The organism is Flavitalea flava (genome assembly GCF_054461575.1).
In genome coordinates this window covers 1-13,889 of record NZ_JBTLQH010000050.1, presented here as the reverse complement: position 1 = coordinate 13,889, position 13,889 = coordinate 1, and the positions used below count along the sequence as shown (strand labels likewise).

Annotated in this window: 13 protein-coding genes and 1 tRNA gene; 7 read left to right on the top strand and 7 right to left on the bottom strand. The window is 46.7% G+C overall.

All coding sequences use genetic code 11. The features are described from left to right. Nucleotides 1-23: 23 nt before the first annotated feature. From ACX0G9_RS27195 to ACX0G9_RS27170, 6 genes are all read right to left on the bottom strand, one after another. Complete coding sequence (locus ACX0G9_RS27195; RefSeq protein ID WP_459068129.1) at nucleotides 24-3,491, bottom strand: SusC/RagA family TonB-linked outer membrane protein; 3,468 nt, start codon at nucleotides 3,489-3,491, stop codon at nucleotides 24-26. Between the two features lie 329 nt (nucleotides 3,492-3,820). Continuing rightward, nucleotides 3,821-4,984 carry a FecR family protein gene (locus ACX0G9_RS27190; protein ID WP_459068128.1) on the bottom strand — a complete coding sequence of 388 codons (1,164 nt, stop codon included), beginning with the start codon at nucleotides 4,982-4,984 and terminating at the stop codon, nucleotides 3,821-3,823. Nucleotides 4,985-5,033: 49 nt separating this feature from the next. Further along, entirely contained in the window at nucleotides 5,034-5,627 is a 594-nt protein-coding gene (locus tag ACX0G9_RS27185; protein WP_459068127.1) for an RNA polymerase sigma factor, read from the bottom strand. A 184-nt stretch (nucleotides 5,628-5,811) separates the two neighbouring features. Further along, nucleotides 5,812-5,887: transfer RNA gene (locus ACX0G9_RS27180), tRNA-Gly, on the bottom strand. Between the two features lie 230 nt (nucleotides 5,888-6,117). Further along, entirely contained in the window at nucleotides 6,118-6,648 is a 531-nt protein-coding gene (locus ACX0G9_RS27175) for a hypothetical protein (RefSeq protein ID WP_459068126.1), read from the bottom strand. Between the two features lie 24 nt (nucleotides 6,649-6,672). Continuing rightward, nucleotides 6,673-7,452, bottom strand: coding sequence for a (Fe-S)-binding protein (locus ACX0G9_RS27170; RefSeq protein ID WP_459068125.1), 780 nt, complete (start codon nucleotides 7,450-7,452; stop codon nucleotides 6,673-6,675). Nucleotides 7,453-7,504: 52 nt separating this feature from the next. Between ACX0G9_RS27170 and ACX0G9_RS27165 the strand changes: the two genes are divergently transcribed. The 7 genes from ACX0G9_RS27165 to ACX0G9_RS27135 all read left to right on the top strand — a co-directional run bounded on the left by ACX0G9_RS27165 (nucleotide 7,505) and on the right by ACX0G9_RS27135 (nucleotide 12,346). Further along, nucleotides 7,505-8,239, top strand: coding sequence for a Crp/Fnr family transcriptional regulator (locus ACX0G9_RS27165; protein WP_459068124.1), 735 nt, complete (start codon nucleotides 7,505-7,507; stop codon nucleotides 8,237-8,239). 111 nt (nucleotides 8,240-8,350) lie between these two features. Then, nucleotides 8,351-8,743: a DoxX family protein gene (locus ACX0G9_RS27160; RefSeq protein WP_459068123.1), complete on the top strand. Its 393-nt coding sequence runs from the start codon at nucleotides 8,351-8,353 to the stop codon at nucleotides 8,741-8,743. Nucleotides 8,744-8,758: 15 nt separating this feature from the next. Continuing rightward, complete coding sequence (locus ACX0G9_RS27155) at nucleotides 8,759-9,367, top strand: YceI family protein (protein WP_459068122.1); 609 nt, start codon at nucleotides 8,759-8,761, stop codon at nucleotides 9,365-9,367. 40 nt (nucleotides 9,368-9,407) lie between these two features. Further along, nucleotides 9,408-9,911, top strand: a complete 504-nt coding sequence (locus tag ACX0G9_RS27150) for a hypothetical protein (protein ID WP_459068121.1) — start codon at nucleotides 9,408-9,410, stop codon at nucleotides 9,909-9,911. Further along, nucleotides 9,899-10,630 carry an NRDE family protein gene (locus tag ACX0G9_RS27145; RefSeq protein ID WP_459068120.1) on the top strand — a complete coding sequence of 244 codons (732 nt, stop codon included), beginning with the start codon at nucleotides 9,899-9,901 and terminating at the stop codon, nucleotides 10,628-10,630. Before ACX0G9_RS27150 ends, ACX0G9_RS27145 begins: the two co-directional genes overlap by 13 nt. Next, nucleotides 10,627-11,685 carry a hypothetical protein gene (locus ACX0G9_RS27140; RefSeq protein WP_459068119.1) on the top strand — a complete coding sequence of 353 codons (1,059 nt, stop codon included), beginning with the start codon at nucleotides 10,627-10,629 and terminating at the stop codon, nucleotides 11,683-11,685. The genes ACX0G9_RS27145 and ACX0G9_RS27140 overlap by 4 nt, the downstream gene beginning before the upstream one ends. A 7-nt stretch (nucleotides 11,686-11,692) precedes the next feature. Next, entirely contained in the window at nucleotides 11,693-12,346 is a 654-nt protein-coding gene (locus tag ACX0G9_RS27135; RefSeq protein WP_459068118.1) for a LysE family transporter, read from the top strand. On the opposite strand, the gene ACX0G9_RS27130 is transcribed toward ACX0G9_RS27135, so the two are convergent. Then, the gene (locus ACX0G9_RS27130; protein ID WP_459068117.1) at nucleotides 12,336-13,670 is read right to left on the bottom strand and encodes a 4Fe-4S dicluster domain-containing protein; all 1,335 of its coding nucleotides are present in this window, start codon (nucleotides 13,668-13,670) and stop codon (nucleotides 12,336-12,338) included. The genes ACX0G9_RS27135 and ACX0G9_RS27130 overlap by 11 nt on opposite strands. Nucleotides 13,671-13,889: the final 219 nt, after the last annotated feature.

Genomic DNA, 13,889 nt, shown 5'->3' with positions numbered 1-13,889 from the left:
AAAAGTTGCCCTGGAGGCAATCGTTAAAAAGTCATCTGTGCACCAAATACAAACCGGCGGGGAATTCCAATGCTGGAGCCGTTGGAGGTCCCGAAATTCTGTGCCTGTCCTACGGAAGGTCCTTCAGGATCAGAGGCCACGATATTTTTTGAATAGATCGTATACAGGTTGTCGCCGCTTACATATACCGTACAGTTGGAGGCCTTCCATTTTTTCATGAGAGAGGATGGCAGTTCATAGCTAAGTCGCACGGACCGAAGCCGCGCATGGCTGCCGTCATGCATGTATTTGCTGGAGCCGAAATAGTCGGTATTGGCCTGATAATAGAGCCAGGGCTCGGTAGCGTTGGTCTGACCTGTTTGGGTCCAGGGGACCTGGCTCTTCCGGTAAGCCAGCTGGTTATAGTTGGTGATATTACCTACCTGCATCTGTTCTGCCAGATCATCGTGCATAATGTATTTAAGGGCATAGGTGATCAGTATGTTCAGGGAAAATTGTTTGTACGTAAAGGTGTTGGTCAGGCCGCCATAATATTTTGGCTGAAAGCTGCCGATGGTCTGAAATTGCCGGGTGTCTGTGGCTGCATCTACTTCGGCCAGGGTGTTCACATATTCTTTGCCGTTGACGATCCCTTTGGCATCGAAATTCAGTTTTTCAAACCGGGCCTTTCCGCTCTGCGGGTCTACTCCGGCATATTTTACAGCCTTCAGGGTATTGATATCGTCCCCCTTGAACATATAGAAGCTGTTGGCGTTGTAGAAACCTTGTCTCAGGGAATCGTTGGCGACATTCATTATCCTGTTCTTATTAAAGCTGATATTGAAGGAGGTGCTCCATCGGAAATTTTTCCGGACGATATTATCCGAGTTGATCAGGATCTCGAGTCCGGTGTTCTTTACTTCGGCTACATTCTGCCATTGGCTGGTGAAGCCGGTAAGAGAGGGCAGGGTTACTTTTTGCAGCAGATCTTCGGAGAGGCGGTTGTAAAAGTCAATGGTGGCGTTGATGCGTTTGAATAGGCCCAGGTCGATGCCACCGCTAAAGGTCTTTGTCATTTCCCAGCGCAGGTCGGGATTACCGAGGATCGATATTTGGGCAGCGCCTTGTCCGCTATAAGTATAACGGGAATCATACAGGGTTTGGGTGAGGAAGTTGTCTCCTAGCTGGGAGCCGCTGGTCCCATAATTGGCGCGCAGTTTAAGATGGCTGATTGCCCTGATGGACTTCATAAAGTTCTCAGAGCTTACAATCCAGGCGGCGCCGGCGGAATAGAAGGTGCCATAACGTCTGTCGCGGCCGAAGCTGCTGGAAGCATCCCTGCGTACGGAGCCGCTGAGGCTGTAACGTTTGCGGAAGGTATACCCGGCTTCGCCGAACATAGAGTATACGGCCTGAACTTCCTTTCCTCCTTCTATATTGCCTGCTTTGGTAGCAGGTATACCGTATATAGAAAAATCATAGGCGCCACCTACATTTCTGCCCAATGATATGACGGGATAACCGGCACGTACATTGTTGACGTTGACCAGTTCATCCTCGTTGCCGGTCTTTCCGAATTCCATCGCTGCGAGCGCGTTGATGGAGTGATCTCCGAAGGTCTTATGAAAGCTAAGCTGGTTGGAGGTCAGGTAGGAGTTCAGGTAGTTGGTGCTGGTGCCCAGGAATCCTTTGGGGGCATAGAAGGTCCCCGATCCGGCGTAGGACCTCACGTCGATATATTTTTCGTTCCTGGTATAGTTCAGGTTGCCGCTATTGGTGGTGGAAAGGCTGAGCCAGTCCGTCAGGCGGTATTCCAGTCTGACCGATCCGTATAACAGCTGAGACCGGAGGTGGTAGTTGTTGAACTGGTTGTCGTAGATCGGATTAACGTCCTGATGTGTACTCCCATCCTCTTTATAGAGCAGGTAAGGTTTGAGGGAGCCATCCGCATTATAGGGAGTGGCCCAGGGTATGTTTCCGTACAGATATACGCCGGTCGCGTATACTTCCCGGTTGCCATCATTCATAATGCCATTCACAGAGACATTGGCTGTCAGCCGGTTGCTGAGCTTGCTTTCCAGATTGATGCGGAAGGAGCCTCTTTTCAGGCCATTTTTTACGCCGGTGGACTGTTCGTTATAATACGAGCCTCCTATGTAGTACTTTGTTTTTTCATTGCCGCCACTGGCGGAGAGGTTGACTTCTTTGGTGTTGCTGTTGATAAAGGCATATTTCTGCCAATCAAAGGAGTGGGCGACATCGTCTGCTGAGGGCAGCTTGTAATCCAGATAGGTTTGTAAGGTGGGATATTGGATGGACAGGCTGCCGTTATTTACCTGGTAGTCTTCGGAATAATATTGTTTCTGCAGGTCATACAGTTCCTGTCCGCTCAGGAAGCGGGCAGTGCCACGGTTGGGATGGTTGAGGCTATATTTCACCTCCGCGTTTACACGGGGCTTGTTTTCGCGTCCTCTTTTAGTGTTAACCACCAATACACCTGCTGCAGCCCTGGAGCCGTATATGGCTGTAGCGGCTGCGTCTTTCAGGATCGTGATGTCTTCAATTTCCTGGGGAGTTACCACTTCCTTAAGGTTCTGATTGGGCATGATGACACCGTCAAGCACCAGCAGGGGGCCGTAGTTCAGGGTAGGTAATACGAATTCATTGTATTGGTCGACTCCAACCCCTGCGATGCTGCTTTGTCCCCGTACAAATATCTGTCCGCCGCTGCTGGTAGGGTCGCCGGCGGTCTGTTCGGAGATGTAAAGGCCTGTGGCCCTGCCTTTCAGCAAGGATACCGGATCGGAGGTGGTGATGCCTTTGCGGAGGTCGTCGCCGGAGATCTTTTGAACGGAACCGGTGAGCTCGCCTGTCTTTTTAGTACTATAGCCGGTGGTAATGACTATTTCTTCCACCTGATCAATTTCCTGCTCCAGGCTGATATTAAGGAAAAGCGGAGTGTTGCTCACTACTATTTTTTTTACAATTTTTTTATACCCAATGCTGGATATTTCCAGGGTATAGGAACCTGGCGGCACATTCTGGAAAGAAAAATTACCTTCATTGCCGGTGGCCATTCCCCATTTACCGGGCCGGAGGGTAACGGATGCGCCGGAGGCAGGTTTGTCTTGAAAGTGGAGGAGGCCGGCGACTATGACGGGCGGCAGGCCGGTCGTAGTCGCATGGGGGTCTTTACCGGGTGGTTCAGCGGGAGGTGGTGGCTTACGGAACAGCATAATGGTCTTGTCGGTGATCTTGTAATTGAGTGACTGATCTTTAAGGGCTATATCCAAAAAATCACTCAATGGCATACCGGTCACTGTAAGCGAGACGGGCTGTGCATCCGTGAGCAGGTCGTTCTTATAGAATACGAAGTAACCGGTCTGCTTTTTTATAGCAGTGAAGATCTCTTTTAAAGGGGCGTTCTTTACCGACAGGGTAATGGCCTGGGAATGTGTTTTGGCGGAGAGATTCATACAGAACACCAATAGTAAAAAACTAGTAATTCTCATAATTCGCAGCATTTGTGCAGCAGCAGTTTTTGGCATAAATTGCATTGTTTGGTTGTAGAAAATAAAGGTTCCAGCGAACTGATATTCCAATCAACCGACAAATGGCCGCTTCGGATCCGACCCCGAAGCGGTTTTGTTTTTTTGGCTGACGCGGATCCAGGTATTGATGATGATGGTTGTTTCCAGATAATGGTTGGTTTTGGTTGATGATAATCAGGTGTTGTTTCGATGACGGCCTGATTTGTATTCACATAGCGGTGCAATCGTTCAGTGACAAGGGGATAAGGCCTGAATGGTGAAGCAGGGGATCTGCTGTTTTTTTCGGAGGATCAGGGCATGACGATCAGCTTGTGACCTTCTTCTATTCTGAAGTGGACATCCATATCTTTTAATCCATTCAACAGATCTGAAAGGGTTATGTTCCTGCTCATCTCGCCGCCGAAAATAATATTCGGGACATTTTTTTCATAAACTATCTGCAAGTCATACCATCTGGCTAACTGGCGCATTACTTCTTTCAGACCAATGTTCTGAAAATTGAAGGCGCCGTTCTTCCAGGCTATCGTCTGTTCTATGTCTGTGTTGGGTACGACGATCAGTTTTTCATTGGGTCTTATCTGAGCTTGCTCTCCCGGCTGCAGAAGGGCTGCGTCACCCGGTCGGGCGGAGTTCAGGGCAGTGGTTCGGATGCTGCCGGCAAGCAGGGTAGCCTTTACTATCCCTTCCTCTTCATAGGCATTGATATTGAAATGTGTACCAAGGACCTCGGTCTCTGTATTCATGGCTTTGACAAAAAAGGGTTTGTTCTTATCCTTCGCCACTTCGAAATAGGCTTCTCCGGTGATCTCTACGCTGCGGGTATTCCCCTTAAACGCGGTAGGGAATTTTATGGATGAGGCGGCATTCAGCCAGACGCGGGAGCCATCCGGCAGTACGAGGTTGAATTGCCGGCCCTTGGGGGTGGTCATGATATTGTAAACTATTTCACCGGAAGCCTTTCCTGTTTCATCATATTCCAGCTGGCCGTTCTTTAGCAATACCTGTGTGCCTTTCTGGTTAGCGATCACTCCGTTGCCGGTGCTGTCCAATGAGATATTGCTACCATCGGCGAGCGTTAGAACGGCTCCGTTCTTTCCGGGAGCTATTTCCTGGACTGCGACTGGTGGCTGTCCGGCGGGAGTGGTGTGGTTGTGATTGTTGACCAGGAGCCATCCGCCTGATACCAATAACAAAAAGACGGCTGCGACGGCCTGCCAGTTTCTGCGAAGGAAGGGGAGCCGGAGTATGGGTACGGGCAGGGTGGAGGCCTCAATATTCATCCACATCCGCTGCAGATCCGCTGCCGGCGCTGGGGAGGGCTGTTGTTCCCAAATTTCCTGGAGGAGGGCTTCGTTATGCTCATGGTTACGCAGCCATTGGAGTATCTCCTGTATTTCTTCTTCTTCTGCCTGGTTAGCCAGATATTTTGATAGTAAAAATTTAATCCGCTCCATTGAACAATAGACTATCGTCGAAAAGAAAAAGACTAGTTGGAATAAAAAATTATTTCATGAGGGTCTGGAGGATGAGCAGGGTTATCTCCAATGCGTGATCTTTCAGGTAACTGCGTAATAATTTCATGGCTTCTACCAGGTGATTTTTGACAGTATTGGGGGAGAGGTGGAGCTTTTCGGCGATCTCCTGGTAACTGAGGCCTTTTTCGCGGCTCAGGTGATAGATGAGCTTTTTTTGAGGAGGGAGGCGGTTTATGGCGGTGTTAATGATGCGGAGCATTTCATTTGCTTCCAGCTGTTGCCGGGTGCCGTCCTGGCCGGCGGTCATCCATGTTTCCGCTTTTTCTAGTATACGCCGTTCGTTAGCTGTCCTCTTTAAATAGGTGTTGATATGATTAAAGACCATCCGGTACAGGTAGGCTGTAAGGTCCTGTATTTCTTTCAGCTGGGTCCGGTGGTCCCAGAGCTTGATAAAAACTTCCTGGACTAACTCCTCGGCAATAAACCGGGATTTGGTATAATTATAGACGGCGGCATACAGCCGGTCTGCATACAGATCAAATAATTGCCTGAAAGCATCATGATCGTCTTTGGCCACCCGCTGCAATAACTCTTTGCTGGTATGTAATTCTTCTTTGGACACTAAACGGCCTGTCTCTGATTTTGATAAAGGAATCGGGTGTTAGTAAATGTTCGTCAAGAGATAGGAATGGTGAATGGTCAATAAAAGTACAATATCGGATCGGATAAACAAAAAAAGGCCGTCCTGTTAAAGACGGCCTTTTGAATCTAATGTCGGCCTTCGCACAACTGCCTGCGGCGTTTTTTGGAGCGAAAGACGAGGTTCGAACCCGCGACCTTCAGCTTGGGAAGCTGACGCTCTACCAACTGAGCTACTTTCGCATTTGTTTTGCGAAGGATAGATTGTTCAAAATATAATTACCCTTCTCAAAATCGTTAATGATTAGCCTTCAGCCGCAAAAATAGGGTTTAATTCTTTTTGAAGTATTTCTTTATTTCCATTTTTCGAAAGTACATAATGGCCATAACTGTTGATGTTGCAGGTGTAGGCTTCACCGGTTGGGTGACAGTAGCGGGAATGTTATTTATAATAATATCCTATACAAGGGCGCTTATTTTAAGACTGAATTTGGTGTCATTTTTTTCAAAAATTTAGCAGATAACCAGCTGTATTTCAATGGTATTATCCACTTTTCTTCCAATTCTTCTTTTGTCTGGACAAGATTATTAAAATACAGGGTATTCTCATCGATAAAATTATTTTCCAGGGCATAAGGCAATTGTGCTAATGGAATGATCTGCACGGAGTCCCGAATCAAAAAGGCAAGGGAGAGCCGGTCAAACATAGATACGCTGAAGGCCTTTTCTATTTCCTTAACCAGATGGACCGAGCTGTCGGTGCTGCAACCGCTCACCCCTGTTGCCGATTCATCAGCCATTAATACAATAAATTGTCCATAGAATAAATTGGCATACCCTTTAACCGGGGCTCCATGGGAATTCCAATCCTTAACAAAGGCCTCCAAAATCTCTTCAATGGAAAGGGCCTCTGCGATGCTGAAAAGACGATGACTCTGGTAGATCCAGACCCGGGAACTTCCGGCAAAATCTTCAGGTAATAATGTCTTATAATCAGTGTTCATGTGTTACGATTGATCTTTAACAATTTAAACAATTGAGGCAGCAATTAGTTCTGCGATATCCATCACTTTCACGTCTTCTTCTTTTTCCCCGTGTTTGACTCCATCGGTGAGCATGGTATTACAAAAAGGGCAGGCTGAGGCGATAATACCGGCCCCGGTATCCAATGCTTCACCGGTCCTTTCAAAATTTATCCGTGTACTCCCTTTTTCCTCTTCCTTGAACATTTGAGCGCCCCCGGCGCCGCAACAAAGTCCTTTACTCCGGCAGCGTTTCATTTCCACCAGTTCGGCATCCAGGGCTTCCAGTACCTTACGGGGGGCTTCATAAATATGATTAGCCCTTCCCAGGTAACAGCTGTCATGGTAAGTAATATGGCGGCCTTTATAAGGACCGTCTTCTTTCATCACGATCTTACCTTCATCCAGCAATTGCTGCAGGAAAACGGTATGGTGAATAACTTCATAACTGCCCCCCAGTTCGCTGTACTCATTTTTTAAGGTATTAAAACAATGCGGGCAGGTGGTGACGATTTTTTTAATGCCATAATTATTCAGCAACTGAATGTTCTGATAGGCCATCATCTGAAACATGAACTCATTCCCCGCCCTGCGGACAGGATCTCCTGTACAACATTCCTCTTTTCCCAGAATGGCAAATTTAATGCCTACCTTGTTCAGGATAGTGGCAAAGGCCCTGGTAATCTTTTGTGCCCGCTGATCAAAACTGCCCGCGCATCCCACCCAGAATAAAATTTCAGGGCTTTCTCCTTTTGCCAATAATTCGGCCATCGTTGGTACCTGCATGAAAGGATAATTTTTTGTAAAAATACAGATGAAGAACTAATTACCATAGTTAATGGTAACTTTAGTTGCTAAAACGCATTTATTTATGGCGGGCGGTGACGATATGCTCCTGATCAGGAATTATGACCTTTGGTGTCATTTATCCGAGGATGAATATAAGGACCTGAAGGTAGAGCATCGTGTGATCGAGGTGCCCAAAGGGGAATATATTTACTTTGAGGCCTACAATCACAATAAGATCTACTTTGTTAAGGAGGGAACTATCAAAATCGGTTTTATCGATCCGGAAGGCAGAGAAAAGATCAAGGAGATCATTCGGAAAGGAGAGCTTTTTGGCCAGTTCAGCCTGGAGCGGAATAATCTTCATGGCGAATTTGCCCAGGCCTATAAGGATAATGTCAGCATTTGCGCTTTTACCATCGATGATTTTGAAAAGCTGTTGAAGAACCGGCCGGATCTGGCTTTGAAATACAGCAAACAGGTGGGGGCCAAATTGAGGAATATCGAAAATCGCCTGCTCAATCTCTTAAACAAGGATGTAAAGACAAGACTGATCCATTTTTTATGGCAACTGGTAGAGCAGAACCTGGGTGAAAATACTGCTGAAGGATTCTGTATGCCTAATTACCTGACTCACGAAGATATCGCCAGCCTGATCGGCAGCAGCCGCCAAACCGTGACCACGATGATCAATGAATTGGAAACGGAAGGCATTTTATCCTACAACAGACAGGAGATCTGTTTTCTGGACGTTAAAAAATTACAAAAACGGGTGAATGTCAATTGACCGACAATGGACATTAAGAAAGGGCTCTATTTTTAAGTGCCGGATGAAGAAACAGGGCATTTTCCCTTTTAATCGGGTCCGTCATATTTTAACCTTTTAACCCATGTCTGTATGAATGTCCGAAATATCGTATTATGGATTTTCCGGGTCCTGGCTGCCTTGATCATGCTCCAAACCCTTTTTTATAAATTTACGGCCGATCCGCAATCTGTCCATTTGTTCACCGTACTGGGCATGGAACCCTGGGGCCGTATCGGGACTGGAATATTGGAATTGATCGCATCGATTCTTATTCTCTATCCCAGGACTACGGGATACGGAGCTTTTTTGGGCCTGGGATTAATGGCCGGAGCCATCTTTTTCCATTTGACCAAATTAGGGATTAAATTTGACGGAGATTATGTGCTGTTCCTTTATGCGGTGATCGCTTTTATTTCCTGTGCCGTCCTGCTGTTCTATTACCGCAGGGAATTATTAAAGGTGGCCGGTTTGTCTAAAATATAAATTCGATAGTCTGTTATGAACCGTACTTTTTTGTTTTTTTTGATCCAGTTGACAGGAATATTCTCTTTTGCTCAGGAATCGATAAAGGATGCTGGTCAGGCAACGGCAAAACAACCTTCTTTGTCGACAGAAAAAAAGTCTGTAAATCAATATAATCCTACAGACCAGGGATCCTCGGTTACCTTTAAGATCAAAAACTTTGGTTTTGTGGTAAGCGGATCTTTTACCGGTTTGCAGGGAAAGATCAGTTTTGACCCCAGGGAAACGGCTAATTCCCGTTTTGAGGTTAGTGTGGATGCCTCCACCATAAATACGGATAACGGCGTGCGGGACGAACACCTGAAGAAACAGAATTATTTTGATGTTCAGAACTATCCCCGGATGCATTTCGTATCTACCAGCATCACTCCTTCGGATATAAACAATACGTATAAGATCTCGGGAAAATTGACAATTAAGAACAAAACGAAGGAAATTTCATTCCCATTTATTGCCACTCCTATGGGGAACGATTACATTTTCAGCGGAGAGTTTACCATTAACAGGAAAGATTTCGATATTGGGGGTTCCAGCACCATTTCCAATAATCTTACCGTCGTTTTAGCCCTTTTTGCTAAAAAATAAAGAAAAATAATATTAGCTTAGGAAAAGTAAAGGTCTAATCATGCAATTACAATTAGCTGTCCGGCACGTTTTTGGTCAGTTGACGGAATCGTTACGTCAATTGCACCCCAATGAATATTTACAATCCTGCCAAACCCTATCCGGCAATACCATCGGACAGCATGTCCGGCATATCATCGAATTGTTCCAGGTTCTGGAGAATGGCTATGAACCCGGATTGGTAAATTACGAAAACAGAAAACGGGATAAAATCATCGAAAAGGATATAGACCTGGCCATTTATTTGCTGGAACAAATAATAAAAGATCTTAACAGACCGGACAAGCCCCTGATGCTTGAGGCGAGTTATGACGAACTTTCCGGTATTCCATTTACCCTTCAAACCAACTTTTTCCGGGAGATCGTCTATAATCTGGAACATACTATCCATCATATGGCGTTGATCCGGATCGGAATGCGGGAGATCTGTCCTCATCTTATTCTGGCTGAAAATTACGGGATCGCTTCCTCTACCATCAAATACCGCAGGCAATGTGCGCAGTGACCTATATTCCCGTAGGGGATACCCTTTTGCTTACGTCAAGCCGGGATGAAAATCCAGAGAGAACCGTTGCCCGTGATCCGCATTTCGTTGACGGACCCTGTGGCAGACTTTTGTTCCCCAGGGACGGTAAAGAAGGCGGAACCTGGTTTGTTATGCATGAAAAAGGGCATGTGCTTATCCTGTTGAACGGCGCCTGGAAAAAACATGTTCCTCTGCCTCCTTATCGTAAAAGCAGGGGTCTGGTTCTTCTGGAATTGGCACAGGGCGATAACCCCCTTCTGAGCTTCCGGCATACGGATTTGAGCGGGATTGAACCATTTACGCTTATTTTGGTGCTGGAAAGAAATTTATTTGAATGCCGTTGGGATGGATCGGTGAAGTTTGAAAGGCAAATGGACAAGAATAAACCCTGGATATGGTCTTCGGTAACTTTGTATGATGAAGCGGGAGTGCAAAGACGGGAAAAATGGTTTGAACAGTTTCTGTTGGAAAACCCCGATCCGGATCAGGATGCCATTCTGGAATTCCATCAATCGGCAGGGGCAGGGGATCCGCATTCCGGTTTGCTGATGAATCGGGGAAGGCTGATGCAGACAGTTAGTATAACCTCTTTATTTTTTACACCCCGTGTCGCCCGGATGAAATATCTTGCCTTGCCAGGCAAACAAACGACCTGCCAGGAAGTTTTCTTTACCAAAGCCAGGGAAGTTTTTTTATGAATTGGTTCCAACGTCTGGCATACCGGCCATTTTTTATTCGCCTTTTTAATTGGGAGTACTGGAGCTTTACTGCCGTTTATCTTCCCATTTATATTATCTGGATTGGATTGTGCCTCCGTGCGCGGTCCTTTTTCTTTTTTGCGGCGTCCAATCCCAGCATAAAAAACGGAGGTTTTCTGAGTGAATCCAAGAAGGATATCTCACCACTCATTCCTGCGTGTTATCATCCCAAAACCTTGTTCATTTCCTTGCCGGCAGTTGAAGAAAACGTCCTTCTTCAATTGGAAGGCCAGGGTTTTTTATTTCCCCTGATCGGCAAACCCAATGTAGGCAGCAAAGGCAGAGGGGTAAAGATCCTTAATACAAGTGCTGATCTGGAAGAGTATATTGGTTCTGCTACCCTGGATTTTCATATCCAGGAGTTTGTATCGTATAAAAAGGAAGCAGGGATATTTTATTACCGGTATCCAGGAGAAAAGAAGGGAAGGATATCCGGGATCGTCCGGAAGGAGTTCCTCAGTATTAAAGGTGATGGCCACTCGCAGATCGGGGAGTTGATCAGCAGGAATAAAAGAGCGATCCTTCAGACCGACGGACTTAAAAAATTGTATGGATCGATCTTCGGCAAAGTTCTGCCGGAAGGAGAGGATTTTGTCCTGGTGCCTTATGGCAATCATGCGCGTGGAGCTAAATTCCTCGACGACTCTCATTTAATCGACGATGAACTAACCCTGGCCATTGACCGCGTTTGCAGGCAGATCCCGGGATTTTATTTTGGGAGACTGGATATTCGCTACCGGGATTGGGAAGAATTGAAACAAGGCAGGAACTTTGCCATTATTGAAGTGAACGGCGCCGGGTCCGAGCCGACCCATATCTACGATCCTGCCCATACTCTTTTTTATGCCTGGAAGGAGATTATCCGGCATTGGATAATTCTGGGAAAGATTAGTCGTCTGAACCACCGGCTGGGACATCCTTACCTTACCATTAAGGAAGGATTGCAGATGTTCAGGGAAGATAAAGGATGGTCGGCAAAATTGGCGGAAATGTAGGATAACTATGCAATTCGTTAAAATACTTTTCATAGGATTCTTAATCAGTTTTTTGGGAGCTTTGCCCCTGGGAACGCTAAATGTAACTGCCGCAAGGCTGTCCGTGAGCGAAGGCATCTTTACGGCAACCTGTTTTTCTGTCGGAGTTTTGTTGGTGGAAATGGGCTATGTCTGGTTATCACTGCTGGCCATGGATTGGGTGCAGCGGCAAAAAAGGCTTTTTCAGACATTGGAATGGCTCACTTTAGGTATAGTGCTGATCATGGCCATCGGTAGTTTTTATGCGGCTTACCGGGGAGCAGGCAATGGGCGGCCGGTAAACGCTACCAGCTTTTCTCCGGGCCCGTTATTTTCATTTTTATTCGGTGTTTTTCTTAGTGCCATCAACCCGCTGCAGATTCCTTTCTGGTTTGGATGGAGTACCATCCTGCTTACCAAGAAAGTATTACAACCCCGCAAAGATCATTACTATTTTTATATCCTGGGAATTGGGCTGGGTACCTTTGCGGGAAACGGGATTTATATTTTTGGAGGTCGTTATTTTGTAGATGCACTTTTTACCTACCGGAGCCTGGTCAATTGGGTTATCGGTGGAATCTTTCTCCTGACAGCTCTTTTTCAGGGCACCAGGATAGCCAAACGATGGAAGGCTAACCCTTGATTTCTTCTACCCATTTGTCACGGTCCTCCGGACTAAATTTCCAGGCGGCAAAATTATTCTCCACATTTCCAAATAAGGTATTCCACTCCTGCGGTGCATTGCTGTCTTCCATGATCAGGGCCCGGCGCATTTCCATAATGATTTCTACAGGACTGATGCTGACAGGGCATTCCTCCACACAGGCATTGCAGGTCGTGCAGGCTCTCAGTTCTTCTACGCCGATGTAATCCAGGAGAGACTTTCCGTCATCCTTAAAGGCACCATTGCTGTTGATATTCTTACTGACATCTTCCAGCCTGTCCCTGGTAGACATCATGATCTTCCGGGGGGAAAGCAGTTTTCCGGTTTGGGTGGCCGGACAGGCAGCACTGCAGCGGCCGCATTCTGTACAGGAATAAGCATCCAGTAAATTACGCCAGCTCAGATCGAAAACATCTTTTGCCCCGAACTTAGGAACCGGTGGTGGGGCACCTCCTTCCGGAGATGGGGGTACGGAAGATGGGTCCATGGCGTAACCTACTTCCCGTTGAACTTCGGGCATATTGCGCAGCTTGCCTTCCGGTTCCAGTCTCGCATAATAAGCGTTCGGGAAGGCGAGCAAAATATGCAGGTGTTTGGAATAAGGAAGATAGTTCAGGAAGGCGAGGATCCCCAGGATATGCAGCCACCAGCAGGTCCTTTCCAGATTCACCAGGGCAGTATCGCTCCATCCGTTCAATAAAGGATGCAGGACCCGGGAGAAGGCAAAATCTCCGGTTGGGTGAACCGCATAATGACCATACCCCCTGGATTGAAGCAAGGTGTCGGCTGTATTCATCGTCAGGAACAAGGTCATCAGCAGAATTTCCGTCAATAGGATATAATTGGCATCGCTGCGTGGCCATCCATCGAGATCATGACTGATGAAACGTTTGAGCTTAAGAATATTTCTTCGGAATAAGAAAAGTACACATACCGTAAACACTCCCACGGCGAGCCCTTCAAAGGCATTGATCAGGACTGGGTAGAGGCTTCCAAGAGCTGAAGCAAAAAGACGATGCGTTCCCAGGATACCATCCAGGATGATTTCCAACACTTCCAGATTGATGATAATAAAACCAGCATAGATGACAAAATGCATCAGGGCCACCAGGGGATTTCGGAACATCTTCTTTTGACCGAAAGCCAGCAGCAACAAGTTTTTCCAGCGTTTATCCGGATGGTCGTTATATGCTTCGTCCCTGCCTAAAAGAATATTGCGCCGGATCTGCCCGATCTTTTTGGAGAACCACCAAACAGCCAAACCTGCGGCCAGTATAAAGAGGATCTGCTGAACAAGGACCATAACTGAAATTTATTATGGCATCTAAGGTAGGGTATGTACCGGAAATACGCATTAAAAAATTTAGCGGATCTCCGGCACCTGTTTAATGTCGGTCCCTCCGGGACAAGAGGCTTACAGCCTCTTTTGTGACCGGAGATCCACTTTAAAAAATTTAGCGGATCTCCGGCACCTGTTTAATGTCGGTCCCTCCGGGACAAGAGGCTTACAGCCTCTTTTGTG